At 71.9% G+C, this 19801-nt stretch carries 13 protein-coding genes; 3 read left to right on the top strand and 10 right to left on the bottom strand.

The annotated features are described in order from the left end of the window. Positions 1–57 precede the first annotated feature (57 nt). The 4 genes from ACFQBR_RS17955 to ACFQBR_RS17940 form a co-directional block, all read right to left on the bottom strand. Positions 58–1392 carry an HD-GYP domain-containing protein gene (locus tag ACFQBR_RS17955; RefSeq protein ID WP_267948350.1) on the bottom strand — a complete coding sequence of 445 codons (1335 nt, stop codon included), beginning with the start codon at positions 1390–1392 and terminating at the stop codon, positions 58–60. Continuing rightward, positions 1392–2762 (bottom strand): HD-GYP domain-containing protein, encoded by a 1371-nt coding sequence (locus ACFQBR_RS17950; RefSeq protein WP_344179749.1) that lies wholly within the window; start codon positions 2760–2762, stop codon positions 1392–1394. Before ACFQBR_RS17950 ends, ACFQBR_RS17955 begins: the two co-directional genes overlap by 1 nt. Positions 2763–3579: 817 nt before the next feature. Further along, complete coding sequence (gene rsrA / locus ACFQBR_RS17945; protein ID WP_267948349.1) at positions 3580–3888, bottom strand: mycothiol system anti-sigma-R factor; 309 nt, start codon at positions 3886–3888, stop codon at positions 3580–3582. Next, positions 3885–4547 carry a sigma-70 family RNA polymerase sigma factor gene (locus tag ACFQBR_RS17940; RefSeq protein ID WP_276567186.1) on the bottom strand — a complete coding sequence of 221 codons (663 nt, stop codon included), beginning with the start codon at positions 4545–4547 and terminating at the stop codon, positions 3885–3887. Before ACFQBR_RS17940 ends, rsrA begins: the two co-directional genes overlap by 4 nt. Before the next feature lie 356 nt (positions 4548–4903). Between ACFQBR_RS17940 and ACFQBR_RS17935 the strand changes: the two genes are divergently transcribed. Beyond that, entirely contained in the window at positions 4904–5719 is an 816-nt protein-coding gene (locus ACFQBR_RS17935) for a class I SAM-dependent methyltransferase (RefSeq protein ID WP_267948347.1), read from the top strand. 183 nt (positions 5720–5902) lie between these two features. On the opposite strand, the gene ACFQBR_RS17930 is transcribed toward ACFQBR_RS17935, so the two are convergent. After that, a complete protein-coding gene (locus ACFQBR_RS17930) occupies positions 5903–6442 on the bottom strand; it encodes a hypothetical protein (RefSeq protein ID WP_344179753.1) in 540 nt (179 codons plus the stop codon). 123 nt (positions 6443–6565) lie between these two features. Between ACFQBR_RS17930 and ACFQBR_RS17925 the strand changes: the two genes are divergently transcribed. Next, complete coding sequence (locus ACFQBR_RS17925; RefSeq protein WP_344179754.1) at positions 6566–6967, top strand: hypothetical protein; 402 nt, start codon at positions 6566–6568, stop codon at positions 6965–6967. Positions 6968–7017: 50 nt separating this feature from the next. Next, complete coding sequence (locus ACFQBR_RS17920; RefSeq protein ID WP_344179757.1) at positions 7018–9831, top strand: MinD/ParA family ATP-binding protein; 2814 nt, start codon at positions 7018–7020, stop codon at positions 9829–9831. Between the two features lie 27 nt (positions 9832–9858). Here the strand turns inward: ACFQBR_RS17920 and thiC are convergent, their stop codons facing one another. The 5 genes from thiC to ACFQBR_RS17895 form a co-directional block, all read right to left on the bottom strand. Continuing rightward, on the bottom strand, positions 9859–11547 hold the full coding sequence (gene thiC, locus ACFQBR_RS17915; RefSeq protein WP_344179759.1) for a phosphomethylpyrimidine synthase ThiC: 1689 nt from the start codon (positions 11545–11547) through the stop codon (positions 9859–9861). A gap of 217 nt (positions 11548–11764) precedes the next feature. Further along, complete coding sequence (locus tag ACFQBR_RS17910; RefSeq protein WP_344179762.1) at positions 11765–12616, bottom strand: SOS response-associated peptidase; 852 nt, start codon at positions 12614–12616, stop codon at positions 11765–11767. Between the two features lie 87 nt (positions 12617–12703). Beyond that, entirely contained in the window at positions 12704–13792 is a 1089-nt protein-coding gene (pgfA, locus tag ACFQBR_RS17905) for a cell envelope lipid trafficking protein PgfA (RefSeq protein WP_344179764.1), read from the bottom strand. Continuing rightward, on the bottom strand, positions 13789–18216 hold the full coding sequence (locus ACFQBR_RS17900; protein WP_378553874.1) for an alpha-(1->3)-arabinofuranosyltransferase: 4428 nt from the start codon (positions 18214–18216) through the stop codon (positions 13789–13791). Before ACFQBR_RS17900 ends, pgfA begins: the two co-directional genes overlap by 4 nt. Then, a complete protein-coding gene (locus ACFQBR_RS17895) occupies positions 18213–19628 on the bottom strand; it encodes a glycosyltransferase family 4 protein (RefSeq protein ID WP_344182427.1) in 1416 nt (471 codons plus the stop codon). The genes ACFQBR_RS17900 and ACFQBR_RS17895 overlap by 4 nt, the downstream gene beginning before the upstream one ends. Positions 19629–19801 lie beyond the last annotated feature (173 nt).

The following is a 19801-nucleotide window of genomic DNA, read 5'->3' as shown; positions in this document are numbered from 1 at the left end:
CCCCGCCGGGGCGTCCGGGGAAGCGCAGGCGGGGCCGTCCCTTCGCCGGGAGGCGGCTCAGACCCGGGCGAGCACCGAGGCCAGGGCGTCGACCACGCGGGGGTCGTACTCGCTGTCGGTGTCCATTCGCAGGCGTTCCAGCACGGCGGCGCGGCGCTCCGCGTCCCCGTTCTCCCCCACCAGGTCGTCGAAGGCGTTGGCGACCTTGATGATCCTGCTGCCCAGGGGCGGCACCCCCTCGTCGCCGTCGCCCGCGAGCGGCTCGCACTGGCGCCGGACCGTCTCCGCGACGTTGTCCAGCACGCCGGTCTCCCGGATGATCGCCGATCCGAGCTCGGCGATCCGCCTCTGCTCCCGCGGGGAGGCGAGCACGGTCGCCCCGCCCGCGATGGGCTCCCGCAGCGACAGCTGGCCGATGTCGTGCATCAGCGCCGCGTACTCCAGTTCCAGCAGCTCGGCCTCGGCCAGTCCCAGCTCGCAGGCGATCCCGTGGGACAGCTGGCTGACCCGGCGCGAGTGGCCGTTCTCGACGTACCCGCCCACCTCGGTCACCCGCGACAGCGCGCGCACCGTCTCCAGGTAGGTCCGCCGCACCTCCGCGTGGCGGCGGAAGGCCGCCTGGGACACCAGCAGGGGCGCCGTGAACACCAGGAGGCCGGCCAGGCCGGTCACCGTGCAGGCGAGCGCGATCAGCACACCGCTGGAGCCGATCGCGGCGCCCGTGGCGAACTGGGCGCGCAGCTCGTCCCGGACGGCGACCATGAGCCTCGTGCGCAGGCGCTCCGCCCTGAGCACGGCCGCGACCAGGGAGTCCGCGAACCAGGTGAGCAGCACCAGTGCGGCCATCAGCAGCGTGGCCGTCACCGACGGCCCCACCAGCCCCAGCTGCTCGGCCAGCGGACGGAAGGCCACCGCGAGCACCGTGGCGGCGAGCACCCTGCGGACCGCGTCCTCGACCCGGGGGCTGCGCCCCACCGCGACGTGCGGGAGCTCCCCCAGTGCCACGCCCAGCGCGACCACCGCCACCACCTGCCAGGCGGAGTGGTGGAGCGGCCCGGCGCCCAGGGTGAGCAGGAAGGCGTAGCTGATCGCACCGGCCGAGGCGATCGGCGCGACCTCGCGCGATCCCGGAAGCGTGATCCTGGCCAGCTCTCCGACCGCGATGACCAGGCAGAAGGCGAGCGCCACGTAGGGTTCGACGAAACCGGTGGCGGCCGTCCACACCAGGGCGGCCAGGGCCCCGGCCCCCACCGAGCCGACGAGCACGGCGCGGAACGGCCGGGCCGTGCGCCAGAGGGGGCCGCGCGGGCGCTGGTGGCTGAGGGCCCCGCCCTCGGGTCCGCTCAGCGCCGGGCGCGACGTCCCCGCGCCGTCGGACTGCTTCTGGGTCATCATCGCTCGCTCCCGCCCGTCACCGCGTCGGCGGGAGCGGCCGTGTCGGCCGCCTCCTCCTCCGGCTCCGGCACGGGCGCCGGGGCCGGCGCCTCGTCGCCGGCCGCGGTGTCCGCGGACCCCGGGCGGGTCCGGTTCGTGGGGTCCGCCTCGGTGTAGCAGCCGCCCGGGGGCTCGGCGATGTCCGGCGTCTCCCAGCCCTCCCGTTCGACGGCGCGCACGAGGGCCTCCACCATCCTGGGGTCGAACTGTGTCCCGGCACAGGCGCGGAGCTCAGCGATGGCGTCCTCCGCCGACCACGCCTGCCGGTAGGAGCGCGTGGAGGTGAGGCAGTCGAAGACGTCGGCGACGCTGATGATGCGCGCGGACTCGGGGATCTCCATCCCCACCAGCCCCATGGGGTAGCCGCGCCCGTCGAGGCGCTCGTGGTGGTGGCGGATCCCGGCCAGCGCCTCGTCCAGGAAGCTGATCTCGCGGACGATCTCGTAGCCGCGGGTCGGGTGGAGCTTGATGGCCGCGTACTCGTCGTCGGTGAGTTTGCCCGTCTTCTGCAACACCTTGGTGGGTACTCCGAGCTTGCCGATGTCGTGCAGCATTCCGGCGTACCGGATCTTCTGCACCCGTTCGGCGGGCATACCCAGTTCCCGGGCGATCATGGCGGCGCCCTCGGCGACGCGCATGCAGTGGCCCCGGGTGTAGTAGTCCTTGGTCTCCACCGCCTGGCAGAGGGTGGCGAGGGTCGCCTCGTGGGCGCGCGCCTCGTCCAGCTGCTGGGCGAAGGTCCAGCGGGCGATGAACAGGGGCAGCAGGACCAGGAGCGGGGCGACGAGTCCGACCCCTCCCCAGACGGCCGCGATGGCGAGCCCCAGCATCTGGTAGCCCATGGAGGACAGCTCGACGGCGACCAGGGGACGCCAGTGGAGCCTGCTCCGGCTCCCCGGCCGCACGACCCCGAGCGCCCACATGAGGGTGCCGATGAGGACCGAGTTGACCAGGGAGTGGGTCAGGACGGCGGCGACGTAGGGGAGCACCACGGCCGGGAAGTCCTCCCGGCCCGGTTCCCCCACCGTTCCGCCGAGCAGAAGGTAGACGTGTCCGGCCGCGTAGGCCGCCAGTGCGAACTGCGCGCCGTTGAAGGCCCTCTTGACGAGGTCCATCCTGCGGATCGTGAGGCAGGAGGCGAAACCGACCACCGCCGCACCGACCGGTCCGACCAGGACCACCGCGGCCAGCGAGACGGCCGAGCTCGGTGATATCCCCGCTCTGACGCCCTTGAGGACGGCTGTGCTGATCGACTCCGCGACCACGAAGAGGATCGCGACGAGGACCAGCGTCTGCAGATCGATTCCCGAGTAGGGACCGATGAGCACGATGGCGACAGCACTGACAACGATGATTCCGACGTAGACACGCGCGCCCCGAGGAAGAGCCCGCACCCCCGTTCACCCCCCGCCAATGACGACCGGACTGTCATGGTTTCACCGGTTCTGTTCTACCACCAGGACCACCCGGTGAAGGCGGTTACGACCCAAAGAGCACCGATCGCGGTGTGGAGCATGCTGATGAACATCGTTGTTCCCCTCTCCCCGACGCAGGCGCACCTCCATTCCCCCGGGCACGCCGCGTAAATTACCCCATTCGTTGGATATGGCAACCAGTTTAACGGGCAACAGCAGGCTCCTGTTTACCTCCGACCCGAACCACCGTCGATCCGCAACCCCGTGATGGCAACAAGTTCCGGAATGCGGAATTACGAATTCAATTAGTAATTTTATTCTATTACCCTGAGTAACCACTGATCATCGGACAAGCAGGTTGGACTACCCACCGTCAAGTCGATTGCCCTCGGCCCACCCGACCGAGACCACCTCGAACGACTACGGAAAGTAACCATTCGCAACAGTCTGGGGGACTCGGGGGAAAAAACATTCCGAGTCGGTTACGGCCTGGGACGGAGCCGGTGTTCCGGGCGTGTCGAAGAACGCTGCGAGAAGGTTGCCGCGTCCGCACGTGACCAAAACTCCGGCAGCCACGGGGAAACGGGGAAGACATTCACGCAAAAGCCCTAAATTGCCACACAAGTAGCCAGAGTCAGTCAATTCAGAAATGGGGCACAAAATAGACAATGGCGGTACCTGGAATTCCAGGTACCGCCGTCTCGGGTGTCGGAGGCCGAGGGCGAGGCCCTCAGGCGGGCGCTCCCGGCGCCTCCGCGCCGGCCTCCTTGGCCAGCTGCTCCGTGCGCGCCAGGGCCAGACGCCCCAGCACCTTGTCGCGCAGGTCCATCGGGACGGGGTCGCAACCGCAGTGCTTGGCCACGAGCTTCTTCACCGCCTCGTCGAGCCCGTACTCCTCCAGGCAGGGGCTGCAGCCGTCCAGGTGTTCCCTGATCTGCTCGCAGTTGCGCTCCTCGAGCTCACCGTCGATATAGGTGTAGAGCTTGTCGAGCACCTCGCTGCACGGGGTGTCGCTGTGTTCGCCGTGACCGCCGCTCATCGCAGATCTCCTCGATCCGACCCGTCCTGACCCCCACCAGCGGACGTTCCCGAGGCGACGCCGGCGGCCGCGGCCGCCCTCGCCGGCAGGAAGCCGCGCTCCGCCGCGTACTCCTCCAGGTGCGACCGGAGCTGGCGACGGCCTCTGTGCAGACGGGACATGACCGTCCCGATCGGCGTCCCCATGATCTCGGCGACCTCCTTGTACGCGAAGCCCTCGACGTCGGCGAGGTACACGGCGATCCGGAAGTCCTCGGGCAGCTCCTGGAGCGCCCGCTTGACGTCGCTGTCGGGGAGGTGTTCGAGCGCCTCGGCCTCGGCCGACTTCAGACCGGCCGCGGTGTGCGACGCGGCCTGGGCCAGCTGCCAGTCCTCGACGTCCTCGGTCCCCGCCTGCTTCGGCTCCCGCTGCTTCTTGCGGTAGGAGTTGATGAAGGTGTTGGTGAGGATGCGGTACAGCCACGCCTTGAGGTTCGTCCCCTGTTTGAACTGGTGGAACGAACCGAACGCCTTGGCGAAGGTCTCCTGGACGAGGTCCTCCGCGTCAGCGGGGTTGCGTGTCATCCGCAACGCCGCGGAGTAGAGCTGGTCGAGGAAGGGGAGCACGTCCCTCTCGAACCGCTCGTCCCTCTCCTCGGCTGTCTCCTGGCCCTGTTCCAAGCCCGTCGGCCTCCTCGCACTGGTCCCAGCTGGGGCATCCATACCCCAACGATACGGTCCCGTGGCCCTGACCCGCGCACCGCCACCGCGTGGCGGCGACGCCGTCTCCCCGCGCTCGAGACATGAACCGGCAGTCGGCATGCTCTGACGACCCTCCTCATAGGACTTTCGTCCGCCCCGGACGTCCGCTTCCGGTGGCGGTGTGGAGGACAACAACGTTCGCGCCGGGCTGATTCCGCGCCACCGGGGGGACGAAGGTCCCTTACCCGCCCGAAATTGTCGTTTGCCTCGGTCATCGGAGGTGAGGCATGGCAGAGTGCGGGTAGGACCACTTGAAGGATGGGAGAGGAGCGCACGTGCAACCGTCCTCAACCCCTGCCTCCGAACGCCCCCGCTCGCCCGCGGCGCAGTTCGCCACCCCCGACCGCCTCTCGGACTACTGGCGGTTCTACTGGGCGGTCGCGGAGGCGCAGATCGCCCGCTGGCTCCCCGAGGCACCCTCCCGGCTCCTCGACGTGTCCAGCCCCGACTACCAGGGCACCCCGCGCGCGGTGGCCGCCGGCCACGACGTCGTGACCCTGCTCCCCTCCGCCGACATGGCGGTGCGCCGCCCGCTCACCCTCGTCAACGGGCGCGCGGTGGTGCCGCGCCCGGCGCGGCGCGGACGCCTGCGCCACGTCGTCGGGGACTCCGCCTTCCTGCGCAACTTCGCCTCCGAGGTCTTCGACGGGGTGATCGCCGACAACCGGGTCCTGTCGCGCCACCTGGCCACCGAGTCCTCCGTCGCGGAGGTCGCCAGAGTGCTGCGCCCGGGGGGACGCGCCCTGCTGTGCGTGGACTCCGTGGTGCTGGGCATGGCGCTGCTCGCCGAGCAGGACTGCTGGCCGGAGCTGAGCCACGCGCCGAGCGCGGACGTGCTCCTGGTCCCCTGGCCCGACGGTTCCATCACCCGGTGCTTCACCGCCGAGCAGCTCACCGAGACGCTCTCGGACGCGGGTCTGGAACTGGAGTGGATCAAGCCCCGCACGGTGCTGTCCGCCTCCACGGTGGAGATGATGCTGGCCCGCGACCCGAGGTCGATGGGACGCCTGGTGGAGATGGAGCTGCGGGCGACCGAGTCCGACGACTACGTCGGCGTGCACCTGGTCGCCAGCGCCCGCAAGCCCGGCTGAGCGGCGTCTCCTCCGTCGGCGTCCGCCCCCCGGGGGGGTGCGGACGCCGACGGAGCACGGCGGTGGGCAGGGCTCGGGAGCCGGCGGAGTTTCTCGTGGAACCTGTGGTACCCACGGGGTTTTCGGTGCCCGTCGCGGGCCGGTCCGGGCGCCGACGCCGGGTCTGCGGGGCGGGGTCCTCCGCTACAGGGCCGCGGACAGGAGGACGGCGTTCGCGAGGGAGAAGACCAGCAGGACCGGGCCGGCGCCCGCACCCGTGGTGAAGCTGGGAGCCAGGCCCCGGCGGTTCGCCAGGCACACCGCGAGGAACGGCCACACGGTCAGCAGCGCGGCGAGCAGGTACAGGCCGGGGTCGGCCAGGACCGGCGCGAGCGGGAAGAAGTGAACGCCGACCACCAGGCACACCCACGGGGCGAGGTAGGCGCCCCGCTTCAGCGCCAGCAGCACGAGCACGCCGAGCAGGGCGACGCCGAACTCGACGCCGAGAACGGTCAGGTACAGGTCCATCCCGCCCTCGACGGACAGGACCGAGGCGGTGTCCCAGTGGATCCAGGCCGTGATCCCGCCGAACGCCGCGAGGAGCAGCCCCAGGGCCGACCCGCCGCCCAGCCACCACGTCGCCCGGCCCTCCGGCGGCCTCTCCTGCGCCCACCCGAACCATGCGGAGGCAAAGAAGCCGAAGATAGCGGTGGTCATGGCGGCGTCGCGGACGAGAACGTCCATGGGACCTCACAGGCGGTGCGGGGGTGGTCGGGGGGCACGACAGCCTTCCACATTCCGCGGCCGGCCCGCCCACGTGGCCTGGCTCCGCTCCGCCGGGCACGAGATCCTGGAACAATCTCCCGCATGGGTGTCAATGTTGGGCGCGCCGCTCTCCTCGCGAACCGCGACCGTCTGGCGAAGTGGGGTGAGCAGATCGCGGACGAGCAGAGGGACGTCGCCTGCCTTCTCCTGTTCTACGCCGCGGAGTGCGGACTCAAGGCGGAGCTGATCCGCCGGTCCGGGAGTCGAGACTCCGTCAGTCTGGCGAGGTCCCACGATCTGCGGAGCCTGGCGAGGGCGCTCAACTTGCCCGGCTCCGTGATGAGCGGGCTCATCGACTGCCGTGCCAGGCACGACGTGAACCAGCGCGTCCCGATCAGGGACCTCCACGAAGCCTGGCGCTACGGTGCGAGACTGGATCCGTCGGATGAGAAGAAGGCCCTGGTCGCACTCCGAGCGCTGATCCGTTGGTGTCAGCAGGCGTGAACCGAGTCCTGTGAACTGACGACAGGGAACGAGGAGGAACAGTGGAGGACTTGGTCTCATCAGCACCCGTCCGCCTGTACACATGGGTGGACGTCGAGGAGCGGCTGAGCGAGCTCGCTCTGGGAGACGGCTGGCCGACGTGGCTTCTCGAAGTCGACGCCTGGTGGGACGGGCTCCAGATGGAGGTCGTGGACGGAACCGAGCCGGGTACCGTCCTCGCCTGGCTGGAGGACGAGAAGTGCTTCGGCCCCGGGTCGGTCTCCCGCGTGGGCGGGGCACCGGCTCTGCTCTTCGACGGGCCGTCCCAAGACCCGGCGCCGACTCTTCCCATCGAGATCGGAGCCGGACGCGGCGGTTCGGACCTTCGCCGTCTGCCCCGACTCCGTGAACGCCGCATCGTTCGCGAACTGGCCGACCCGCTTCCCCGCCCCGGATCCGACCAATTCGTCTCCGGGGTCCAGGTTCTCGCGTTCCACTCCTTCAAGGGCGGGGTGGGGAGGACCCTGCACGCCGTCGCCCTCGCCGATCACCTCGCCCGACGCGGCAGCCGTGTCCTTCTCGTGGACGCCGACCTGGAAGCTCCCGGCATCACGTGGATGTACCAGGAGCAGGGCGGGCAGATGGACTTCGCCTACGAGGACTTCCTGGCAAGCCTGCACGGTTCGGTCGGCGAGGACAGAACGCGCGCCGTCGCCCTGGCCGCATCGTATCTGCCCAACCAGCAGATCGGCAGGCATCCCGGCGGAGGAGCTGTGCTCGTGCTGCCCGCCAGCCGACGAGGTCTCCTCACCCCGCCGAGGATCGACCCCGGCGATCTGCTGACACCCGACCGCTCGCGCTACTTCGTCTCCGAGGCCCTGGCGGAACTCGCGGAGTCGGTCCGGGCGGACGTCGTCATCGTGGACCTTCGTGCCGGTTCCTCCGAACTGTCCGCGCCGCTCCTGCTCGACCCCAGGATCCAGCGCGTCTTCGTCACGACCCTGAGCGGCCAGTCCCTCTCCGGGACGGCACGACTCATCAGGCAACTCGGCCGCCGGGCGCCGTCGGTCCACGGCACCGACCCTGTCAGCTCCGTCGTGATCACCCAGTTCCGCCACGACGCGCACAGGGAACAGGTCGAGGCCGCGCAGCAAAACCTCTCGGACGCGCTGGCCGATTCGGTGGGCATCGTGCCGGAAGAGAGCGTCGAGGACAAGCCCGCGCTTCTCGACACCGACTTGTTCACGCCGCCGCTGCTGAGTCCCTTCAACGAGAACCTGTTGGCGCTCCCGCCCCAGTGGGACGGGGTGGTGACAGCCATCGAACGCTCAGAGTTGAGGGAGACGCTGTCCGCGCTGGTGCCGGAACCACCGGTACAGGACGCCCCGTCACCGGAAGAACAACGGATCGACGTCCGAGACCGGCGCCGGCGCCTGGCGAGCTCGGCCGAGGACCTCGTCTACGCCGAGAACCAGGGCCTCACGTCGGCGACCGGGTTCCTTGCCACCGAGCCCCTGCGACGCCTGGTCGGCGACCACCGGACCGAACCCCCGATCGCCCTGGTGCTAGGAGCCAAGGGAGCGGGGAAGACCTTCACGTACGCGAAGGCGTGCGCGGCGCGGGAATGGCGCCGCTTCGCAGAGCAGTCGGACGTCGCCGACGTCACCTTGGACGCCTCGATCGTGCCCGTCCTGGAGCCGGACTCCCTCCAGCAGAACCAGGCGAGCCTGACGACGCAGACCCTGCGGGACACCTTCGCCGAGCAGCACGGCGGCACGGCGGCGACGACCATCGACATCCGCGACACTCTCAGCCGGGCCCTCTCCGCCCTCCCCGCTGAGGACACACTCCAGTGGCGGTCGATGTGGTTGCGCTGCCTCGCCATGGCTGCCGGGGCGGACGTGTCCGAGCGTTCTCCCGAGGACGCACTGGTCGCGCTCGGAGGACGGGTGCGCGCCGTCTTCGTTATCGACGGTTTGGAGGACCTGCTCCAGAAACTGGACTCCGAGGTCAAGCGCACCGCACTGCGAACGCTGTTGATCGACACCCTCAACTGGCTTCGTGCCCTGCGCGGGCGGCCGCTCGGCATCATCGCCTTCGTCCGCAGGGACCTGGTGAACTGGGCGGTACAGCAGAACAGCAGCCAGCTCGCGGACCGGTACAAGTCGTACGCGCTGCGCTGGGACAGCACGGACGCCCTGCGTCTGACCGTGTGGATCGCCTCCCAGGCCGGGGCGCTGGACAAGCCCGGGGTGGACATCTCCGACATCGCGGAGGACGACCTGCCCAAAATCCTGGTGCCCCTCTGGGGATGGAAGATGGGTTCCGAGAAGTCCCGGGAGGCACGTTCCCACCTCTGGGTTCCCGCCGCTCTGGCCGACTACAACAAGCAGGTCCAGGCGCGTGACGTCACGGCGTTCCTCGCCGAGTCGGCCAAACTGTCCCAGGGGTCGGGCAACAGCCGCTGGACGGACCGGGTGCTGGCTCCCTCGGCCATGCGCACCGCCCTGGCACGCTGCAGTCAGATCAAGATCGACGCGATCAAGACGGAGAACCAGGACATCGGCAAGCTCCTCGCCCGGCTCCAGAGCCGTGGAGCCACGGTCACCGTGCCCTTCACCCTCGACGACGTCGGCCTGACCACGGACGAGGCGGACGCCCTTCTCACCGCGGGAGTGTTCTACTTCGACGACAGCAGCGGGCGGTACAGGGTGCCGGAGATCTACCGTCACGGACTGGGATTCAACAGCAGCCCCAAGGCACGAGTGCTCAATCCCTGGGGACCCGGAGCACGGGGGAGCCTCGGAGCGGTTCCTCGCCCCGACCGCCGCGAGCGGCCCGCCCCCCGGTCTCCCGGGGGACGGGCCGGGCCCGCGGACGCCTGACCCTCCGGGGCGCCCGCGGCGCACGCCCTACTCGGCGAGGGGGAGGTACACGCGTTTGCCCTGTTCGGAGAACTCCGCCGACTTGTCGGCCATGCCCCGCTCGATGGCCTCGACGGTGTCCAGACCGTGCTCCTCCGCGTAGCGGCGCACGTCCTGGGTGATCTTCATGGAGCAGAACTTGGGCCCGCACATGGAGCAGAAGTGCGCCGTCTTGGCCGGTTCGGCCGGCAGGGTCTCGTCGTGGAAGGACCGGGCGGTCTCGGGGTCGAGGGACAGGTGGAACTGGTCCTGCCAGCGGAACTCGAACCGCGCCCTGGACAGCTCGTCGTCCCACTCCTGGGCCCCGGGGTGCCCCTTGGCCAGGTCGGCGGCGTGCGCGGCGAGCTTGTAGGTGATGACGCCCGTCTTGACGTCGTCGCGGTCGGGCAGCCCGAGGTGCTCCTTGGGCGTGACGTAGCAGAGCATCGCCGTGCCGAGCCAGCCGATCTGCGCGGCACCGATCGCCGAGGTGATGTGGTCGTAGCCGGGGGCCACGTCGGTGGCCAGGGGGCCGAGCGTGTAGAACGGCGCCTCGCCGCACAGCTCCTCCTCCAGGCGCACGTTCTCCGCGATCTTGTGCATGGGGACGTGCCCGGGGCCCTCGATCATCACCTGGACGTCGTGCGCGCGGGCGACGTGGGTGAGCTCCCCCAGGGTGCGGAGCTCGGCGAACTGGGCCTCGTCGTTGGCGTCGGCGATCGACCCGGGTCGCAGCCCGTCGCCGAGGGAGAAGGTGACGTCGTACTCCCGGAGGATCTCGCACAGCTCCTCGAAGTGGGTGTACAGGAAGCTCTCCCTGTGGTGGGCCAGGCACCAGGCGGCCATGATGGAGCCGCCCCGGGAGACGATGCCGGTGACCCGGCGGGCGGTGAGCGGCACGTACCGCAGCAGCACCCCCGCGTGCACCGTCATGTAGTCCACGCCCTGCTCGCACTGCTCGACCACGGTGTCCCGGTAGACCTCCCAACCGAGCCGGGCCGGGTCCCCGTCGACCTTCTCCAGTGCCTGGTAGATGGGCACGGTGCCGATCGGGACGGGCGAGTTGCGCAGGATGCGCTCACGGGTCTCGTGGATGCGCCTGCCCGTGGACAGGTCCATGACGGTGTCGGCGCCCCAGCGGGTGGCCCACACCATCTTCTCGACCTCCTCGGGCACGGAGGAGGTGACGGCGGAGTTGCCGATGTTGGCGTTGATCTTGACCAGGAAGTTCTTGCCGATGATCATCGGCTCGGACTCGGGGTGGCACCGGTTGGCGGGGATGACCGCGCGGCCCAGTGCCACCTCGGAGCGGACGAACTCGGGGTCCACGCCCTCGCGTTCGGCCACGAAGCGCATCTCGGGGGTGAGGGTCCCGGCCTTCGCGCGGGCGAGCTGGGTGGACGCGCCGCCGGCCGTCCGGTGGTCCCCGGCCCAGGCCAGGCGGGTCGAGGGAAGGCCCCGGTGGACGTCGACGGACACGGCGTCGTCGGTGTAGGGGCCGGAGGTGTCGTACAGGTCGAAGTGGCTGCCGTTGCTGAGTCCCACCCTGCGCCGGGGCACGCGGAGCGTGTGCCCCTCCGGGGTCACGACCTCGCGATAGACCTTGGATGATCCCATGATGGGACCGGTGGTCACCCGGTGAACTGCGGTGTCGGAACCTCTGGTGGAACTGACGTCACGACCGTCGGTAGCCGTCATGGCATGCCTCCCTACGTCGGAATTACCCGAACAGGTTCTGCGGTCGGCGACACCGTCGAGTCGCCCTCTCAGCCCGCCATGGCGCGAGCTCCCGCGTTGCGTATTCACATGTGTGGGCACGTCGAGCGTGCCGCGGCACCTCGATCCCGGTGCCGGGGCCCTTCGGCCACGCACACCATACACAGGGCCGCCCCCGCCGTGTCCACCGTCACAGGGGTCAGAAAAGTGTCCCCGGTTCGCCACCCCCGGTGTCGGTGAGGGGTTCGAGCAGGTCGGGACGGTTGTTCTTGATGGTGTTGACGTCGGTGGACACCTCGTCGACCGCGAACCGGTCGACGGGGGTCTCCCCCAGCAGGTGCGCGAGCTCGTCGGCGCCCGAGGCGGGGTCCAGCCAGGCGGCCCAGTCCTCCGGCGGCACGACGACCGGCATGCGCTCGTGGATGTGGTCGAGCCCGGGCGCCGCCTCGGTGGTGATGACCGCGCAGCTCCACACCCAGGCGGCGGGGTCGTCCTCGGGCACCTCGGGGTCGCGCCAGCGCTCGAAGATGCCCGCCATCGCCAGGGGGCGGTCGTCCCGGTAGTGGATCGAGTAGGGCTTCTTGTCGGCCTTGGCCTTGCGCTTCTTGTGCTGGGGGTCGGTCGCGGGCGAGGTGCTGGCCTGCACGGTGCCGTCCTTGCCGACGAGCTGCCACTCGTAGTAGGCGTCGGCGGGCAGCAGGCACCGGCGGCGGCGGTAGGCGGTGCGGAAGGCCGGCTTGTCGGCGACCGTCTCGCTCCGGGCGTTGATCATCCGGTAGCCGACGTTGCGGTCCTTGGCCCAGGAGGGGACGAGCCCCCAGCGCAGCGTGTGCAGGGTCCTGGGCCCGGGCGGGCCCTGGTCGCCGGCCCGGGGCGGCGGACCGAGCACGGCGTACACCGGCCTTCCCGGCGAGATGTTGTAGTCCGGCTCCAGCTCCTCCAGCGGAGGCCACGACCGGGGGTCCGCCTCCTCGGGGAGGGCCTGCTCGGGCAGCCCGAAGGCGAGCTGCAGCTGGTGCACGTTCCGGGACTGGGCATAGCGACCGCACATGTGTCCGATACTACGGCGTGGCCTCCTCGCCCACCTCCGGAACACAGGCGTGCGCCGGCGGACGCGGCCCCGTCCGCCGGGGCCCGGTCACCACTGCGGGTCGAGGGGTTCCCGGGCACGCCGGCGCCCGCGCCTCCGGGCGGGGGCCTCCCGATCGGCGGGGCCGGCGTCCGCGTCCACGCTCCGCACACCGTCCGCGGGGGCGCCGTCCGCACGGTGGCCCCGCCATGCCCCCACCAGGCCGACGAGGACCGCCAGCCCGCCGAGCGGTCCCAGCGCCCAGGGCGCCCAGGAGTCCAGGGCGCGCAGCAGCACCGACCGGACGCGGGCCTGCTCGGCGTAGGCCGAGACCTGGTTGTCCGCCATGACCAGTTCCGCGTACAGGAGCGGGACCTCGCCCCCGCCGTCCTGCGGGCGCAGGGTCTCCGAGCGCGTCTCGTGGGCGTCGACCACGATCCCGCTGACCGGCTCCACCCAGAACGTGCGGCTCACCTCCAGCCAGCGCGTGGCGGTGACCGTCCCCCGGGCGCCGGACCGGAACAGTCCGGCGGGCACCGGGCGCGCCGACTCCGGCACCTGGGAGGCCTCGACCCACTGGCTGTACCGGCGCACGGGGACCCCGGCGACCTCGTCCCACTCCTGGAACTCCAGCATCGGCGCCGAGCGCACCTCGGCGTCGTAGAACGGGTGGTCGCCCTCCTCGGCCCCGGGCGGCCACGAGTACACGAGCCCCGCCTGGCGGACCGCGCGGTCGCCGTCGACGTGCTCGCCGCAGCAGTTCACCGCCCTGCCGGTCTCGCGGTCCACGATCACCCGCCGGCTCCAGTGGTCGATCATCCGGTCGGGCACCGAGGTGTCCACGGACACCTCCCACGCCGACCAGTCCCCGCCGTGGGCCGAGCCGTCCACGCGGGTCACCCGGGTGAGCTCCGCGGCCTCCACCCACCGCCAGGTGGAGGTGTCGAGGTAGCCGGCGTCCTCGTCGACCATCCTGACGTCGAACCGGGTCTGCGCCGGCAGCAGGGCGATCCTGTCGTGCACGTACAGCGGCAGCAGGGCGGCCAGTGTCAGCAGGAACGCCCCCAGCGCCACCATGACGGCGCCCCGCGGCAGGGGGCGCCCGGGGGACCCGGGCGGGCCGACCTGGCTGTCGGTCCGCGTCCCGGTCGCGCTCATGCGCGGGCCTCCTCGGAGTCGGGCTCCCTCAGGTCGCCGTCACGGGGCTCCGCCGCCGGGGCGCTCCCGTCCGCCCCGCCCGGGTCCGGTCCGCGGGCGGCCCCCGGGGCCGCCCCGGCGGCCTCGCGGACCGCCGGCGGGTCGGCGTCGGCCGCGTCGCCGTCGCCGAGCCGGCCCATCTCCATGACGAGCCTGGCGAGCGCGGGCAGGCACAGCAGCTGGGCCGCCCAGCCGCGCAGCGCTCCCCCGAACGCCTCCGTGACGTCGTGGAAGGGCATGTACAGGGCCAGGTGGGTGCCCAGGGCCACGGACAGCCCGGCCAGGCCCAGCGACACCACCGGGGGCCACGGCCCGGCCAGGTGGGGCAGCAGGCGCCCGCCCATCGACGGCCGCCCGGGCCTGGCGTGCCTGAGCCGCCGGGGCGCGCGGCGGCCCAGCCACCACATGCACAGCAGGATCAGGCCGACCAGGGCCGCGCCGACCCAGCCCGCGACCCAGACCCCGTAGGCCAGGCCGAGCGGCAGGACCGCCCAGCGGCCCGGCCACCCGGAGCCGGCCGCGGGCAGGGCCCGGGAGCCGCGCGGGGGCGAGGCCCGGAGGGCGCGCCCGCCCGGCAGGAGCCGGCGGGGCCACAGTGCCGCCGCCACCAGCACCGCGGCCAGGGCGGCGCCGACGGCGAGGGCGCGGTGGTAGGCGGTGTCGGGCGTGTACGTCAGGGTGACCGTGCCCGCGCTGCCCTCCGGGAGCACCCAGGCCTGCTTCCACCCCTCCAGGCGGATCGGCTCCAGCGGCGCGTCCCCGCCCTCCAGGACCGCCCGCCAGCCCTCGTTGAAGTTCTCGTTGACGACCAGGAAGCTGTCCTCGTCGACGTCCACGTCGAACCGGCGCTCGCCCGGCCCCCACTCGTGCAGCGCCTCCACCTCGGCCGTGGTGACCTCGGCCCGGTCCGCGGCCGGCCCCGCGGAGCCGATGAGCGCCGAGCGCACCTCGTAGCGGTTGCCCGGGTCGACCACGACCCGGTTCTCGCCCTCGACCAGGTCCAGGTCCGTGCAGCTCTCGTAGGGCACCGGCCGACCGGTGAGCTGGTCGGCGAGGGCGCCCCCGCTGATCCGGGTCTCCACGCGCTGTCCGTTGACCCGCAGCGTGGGGCCCAGGCCGCAGGCGGTGGACGCGTCGCCCTCGGGCAGCGGGTCGACCGGTTCGACGCCGGGGAGCTCGACGGAGCCGATCTCCAGCGACTGCCCCTCGGGCCGCTCGAACGTCACCCGCAGCGAGGACGCGGTGAACTCGGCGAAGTCCACCCGGCCGCTGCCGTCGAGCCAGCCCTCGCGGACGGTGCCGCCGCCCTCCACGGTCACGCGGATCGGCCGCATCACGCTGTCGGCGCGCGGGAACTCGACGGCCAGGTACCCGATCTCGGCGGGAGTCCCCAGGTCGATGTCGAGCCAGGGATTCTTCTCCTCCGGGTCCGGGTACCAGACGGTGCTCTCGTCACCGTCCAGGACGCCCCGGCCCATGGCCGCCGGGTGCTCCACCGCGGTGGAGGAGGCGGTCACGTGCGGATGGGGGCCGGCCCGGTTCGCGGCGTTCTCCGCCTCCCTGGGATCGGTGAGCACGACCTCGCCGGTCACGGAGTGCGGCGTGGAGGCCGCGTCCGCCGACAGGTCGAAGGTGCGGTCCAGCCCGCGCGCGTCCTCCCCCTGCACCTGGAGGCGCGGGTTGCAGACCCACACGTGGGAGCCCTCCATGCAGCCGGGCACGGTCCCGGTGGAACCGGTGAACAGCAGCGTCCCGGTGTCCGCGGGGCCGGGCACGCGCAGGGTGCGGTCCGGTTCGAGGCCGGGGACCGAGACGGAGGAGATGCCCACACGGGTGCCGAACCGGTACTCGGGCTCCCAGGCGAGCTCGTCCACGCGCACGCGCAGCGTGCCGGTGGGCCCCGGCGGGGCCATGAGCTCCTGCGGCTCCGCCGTCTCGGCGACGGGGACCTCCGCCTCGCCGTTGTCGGTGACCAGCGTGACGCGGGAGGGCGGCGGCTCGCCGGCGAGCTGCTCGAAGGCGATGCTCAGCCCCGTGAGGTCCTGGGGCTCGGAGAACTCGACCTCGATCCACTGGCCCAGGGCCCCGGTGAAGGCGCTGGACCGCCACGAGGTGGTGAGGTCGTCGTCGAGCGCGGCGTGCGGGGCGTGCCCGGGGTCGCGGTCGCCGGCGCGTGCTCCCGCGCCGCTCTCGGACGAGGAGGCCCTCACCGACTCGATCCCGATGTCCTCGGCGTGGGCGACGTGGTCCTCCCAGGCCGGGTCGAGGACGTCGGGCGCGGGGACGTCGCGTTCGAGTTCCTCGTCCTCGGTCAGGGTCGCGGACACGTTGCGGCGCACGTCGGGGTAGACGACCTCGCGGCGGCGGGCGGTGTCGGTGACGATCGTGTCCTCCGCGGCGATCCCGGCGGCGCCGGGGTCGTCGCCCAGGAGGACGGGGCGGTCGTCGGTGAGCAGGCCCTGCTCGGCCAGGTGGAGCACGGACTCGGGCCCGCCGGTGACCCTCAGCGTCCCGTCGGAGGGGACGGTGCCCACGGTCGGGGCAGCCTCCCCGACCTCGTAGACGGTCAGGGCCGGGTACGGCTGGTCGAACCACTGCGAGGCGGACTGGTGGTCGAGGGAGCCGATCACCGGGCCGAACTCGGCGGCCTCGGTGATGCCGGGCGAGTTCCGGAGCGCCTGGTGGACGCGTGCGGGCCAGCCGCCGTTGTTGGCGGTGCGCTGGAGGTCGTTGCGGACCAGGAGGTGGGTGACTCCCATGCGGGCGAGGGTGGCGGAGAGCCCGGCGGAGCCGCGGCCCGAGGAGACCCTCTGGTCGATCTCGTGGGTGATGCGGGAGACGCCCGCCGACCCCCACGGGATGATCTGGTGGTTGGTCCAGGCACCGTCCAGGAGGGGTTGCAGGGGTTCGTCGAGGGGGCGTCCCCACTCGTACTCGCCGCGCGCGGAGCCCGGCAGGGCCATGGTCATGCCGCGCTCGTCGGAGCGTTCCTCCAGCCAGTCGGCCGCCTCGTACCAGTACTCGGGGATCCGCTCGTAGCCCCCGGCGGGGGCGATGCCGACGGCGCCGATGGGCACGAGGGTGACGAGGAAGACGGAGGAGGCGCCGCCCGCGACCGCCCGGCGGACGCGCCCGGGGACGGGGCCCCCGCTGCGGTCCGCCCGGTCGCGCGCCACCACGACCGGCAGGTGGGCCAGCCCCAGGACCAGCGGCAGGCGGATCAGCGCGTCGAACTTGTGCACGTTCCGGAACGGGGAGAGGGCCCCGTCGAGGAGGGTGCGCACCGTCTCCGCGAAGGGCCCGGTGAGGTCGCCGGTGAAGCCCGCGACGATGATCGCGGTGCCGGTCAGCAGGCTCGTGATGAGGAACAGGCGCTCGGGGGTGCGCCGGTTGACCAGCCCGGCCAGGCCGAGCCCGGCGACCACCGCGGTGGCCGCGATCAGCCAGGGGGTGGTGGACAGCTCCGCACCCGAGGGCAGGGCCGTGTTGCCCTGGTCCGGGAGGAACCCCATCCAGTTGGAGGTGCCGCGCAGCGCGTTGACCAGGGACGTGACACCGGTGGTGACGGCGGCGTCCTCGGTGTAGGGCATGAACGAGTACACGTACCGCGACATGATGAGCAGCGGCGCGACGTACCAGGAGGAGGCCAGGACCAGGGCCGCCGTCCACCACGCCATGAGCCGCCGCTTGCGGGGGCCGTTGGCACGGGTCAGCAGGTAGAGGCCGGGGACGACCAGGACGGCCAGCTCGGAGGCGGCGTTGGTGCCGCCGCACAGGAGGAAGGCCAGGCCGGACAGCAGTGCGGCGCGGGCCGGGGAGTACCCGTGCCGGGCCCCCAGGACCAGGGGCAGCAGGATCCACGGCATCAGCAGCATGGGCTGGAGCTCGGCCGAGTTGTACGACAGCAGCGTCAGCACGCGGGGGGCCAGGGCGTAGGCGACCCCGGCCAGGATGCGCGTGTTGGCGGTGCCGATGCCCAGGGCCTCGGCGACCTTGTACACGCCGGTGAAGGCCGCGACGAGCAGGACCGCCATCCACAGCCTCTGGATGAGCCAGTCGGGCATGCCCAGCGAGTCGAACAGCAGGTGGAAGGGGCCGTTGGGGAAGAAGTACCCGTAGGCCTGGTTCTGGATCTGCCCGAAGTAGGAGGCGTCCCACAGGTGCAGGGCCCGCTCCATGAACCCCAGGGGGTCGGCCGTCAGGTCGATCTTGGTGTCGCTGACGATCCTGCCGGGGTCGATGCTCGCTGCCAGAGCGCCCAGTAGCAGACACACCGTGAGGACCTTGAGCCGTGTGAGCAGCCTCTGGTCCAGTTCTCCGCGGGGGGCGGTCGGTGTGCTGGAATCCTCCGGTTCGCGCCTGGCGGTGGATTCCGCCGAAGTCACATTCGCTCTTTCCTGCCTGCTGCCCCGGCCGGGGCGCCCGGGGTGGTCGTGGTGGCCGGGGCCTCTCCGGCGCCGGGGTGGTCGGGGGTTCCGCCGGGGAGGTCGAGTTCGGCGGCGACCAGCCGGGCCATCCGCGCGCCGCTGGCCTCCCAGGTGAACCGGGCGGCCCACGCGAGGCAGGCGCGGCGCACGGCCTCGGCCCGTCGGGGGTCGGACAGCTCCTCCAGGGCCCTGGCGACCGCGCCGGCGAGGTCCTCGCCCTCGCGGACCAGCCACCCGGTCTCACCGTCACGCACCGAATCGCGAAGTCCGTCCACATCGTAGGCCACGGTGGGCACGCCGAGGCGTGCGGCCTCGATGACGGTCAGGCCCCAGCCCTCGAACTCGGAGGCGGTCACGTGGAGGTCGCACGCCGCCAGGACGCCGTTCTTGTCCTCCTCGGAGAGGAAGCCGTGCAGGCGGACCCGGTCGCCGATGCCGTCGCGCACGACCTGTTCGGCCAGGTGGTCGCCCTCGGGGCCGCGCCCGATGATGTGCACCTTCAGGCCGGGGTGCGCTCCGCGCAGGCTGCGCGCCAGGTCGACCACCTGCGAGACGCGCTTCTGGACGACGAGGCGGCCGAGGCTGACGACGGCGGGGCTCCCGAGGCCGGTGGCGGGGGCCGCGGGGGGCCCGGGGAGGAGCCGGCCGGAGGGCGCGGTCCGGGGGTGGTGGAGGGCGGCGGGCCGGAGGGGACGCGCCGGGGGCGTGCCCCCGTTGTGGACGATCTCGATGGGCGCCCTCCAGCCGAGCTTCTCGCGCATGGCCCGGCGGGAGGACTCCGACACGGTGACGGTCGTGCAGTCGCGGTACACGCGGGAGGCGACGGCCGACTCGATGAAGCGGCCCACCCGGGCGAGCGGGGCCGCGAAGTAGGCGTTGAACTGGAGGTCGTGCACGTGGTGGACGACGCTGACCACCCTGGTGCCGCGGCGCAGGACGAGCCGGGACAGGAAGGGGATGCCGTTCATGCAGTCGAAGGCGAGCATGTACTCGCGCCGCCACAGGGCGAGCCACGCCATGACGCGCGGGTAGACGGTGAACTTGCCGCCCATGCGCCTGATGACGATGCCGTCCCGGGTCTCGACGCGGGCCTGCTCGGGTTCGCGGCTGGTGAGGAAGGTGACGATGGCACCGCGTTCGGCCAGGTGGCGGCTGATCCGCCAGGCGTACTCCTCGGCTCCCCCGGCGGCGGCCTGCCAGGGGTCGCGCCAGTTGATCATGACCAGGCGGACGCCGTCGAGGCGCGGTCCGGGGTCGGGGGGCGCCTCCGTGCCGGCTTCCGCCGGGGCGGGTGCGGTGGTGGCGGCCGGGGACGCGGCGACCCGGGACAGGACGGGTTCCGCCCCGTGGCGGACCTTCTGGAAGACCACACGCTCTCCTTCCGCGCGGAGTCCGGGAGGATCGACCGCGATCACCCTCCGCGTACGCATGGACACGTACGGCGATCACGCGGGGGAAGGGTGGAACGCATGCCGAACAGACCCGTCGACCGGACGTCTGTGGGGGGCGGCCTGGGACGGGGGCCGCGGGGTTTCGGGGGTGG

Origin of the sequence: Nocardiopsis tropica (assembly GCF_042660575.1) — a bacterium.
Lineage (GTDB): Bacteria > Actinomycetota > Actinomycetes > Streptosporangiales > Streptosporangiaceae > Nocardiopsis > Nocardiopsis tropica.
The sequence above is the reverse complement of the archived record's forward strand: the minus strand, read 5'-3'. Positions and strand labels throughout refer to the sequence as shown.

What these genes read in the sequence shown, in the direction of transcription:
- ACFQBR_RS17955 (WP_267948350.1), bottom strand. Translation starts at nt 1,392, where the DNA reads ATGACCCAGAAGCAGTCCGACGGCGCGGGGACGTCGCGCCCGGCGCTG.
- rsrA (WP_267948349.1), bottom strand. Translation starts at nt 3,888, where the DNA reads ATGAGCGGCGGTCACGGCGAACACAGCGACACCCCGTGCAGCGAGGTG.
- ACFQBR_RS17930 (WP_344179753.1), bottom strand. Translation starts at nt 6,442, where the DNA reads ATGGACGTTCTCGTCCGCGACGCCGCCATGACCACCGCTATCTTCGGC.
- ACFQBR_RS17925 (WP_344179754.1), top strand. Translation starts at nt 6,566, where the DNA reads ATGGGTGTCAATGTTGGGCGCGCCGCTCTCCTCGCGAACCGCGACCGT.
- thiC (WP_344179759.1), bottom strand. Translation starts at nt 11,547, where the DNA reads ATGACGGCTACCGACGGTCGTGACGTCAGTTCCACCAGAGGTTCCGAC.
- ACFQBR_RS17910 (WP_344179762.1), bottom strand. Translation starts at nt 12,616, where the DNA reads ATGTGCGGTCGCTATGCCCAGTCCCGGAACGTGCACCAGCTGCAGCTC.
- pgfA (WP_344179764.1), bottom strand. Translation starts at nt 13,792, where the DNA reads ATGAGCGCGACCGGGACGCGGACCGACAGCCAGGTCGGCCCGCCCGGG.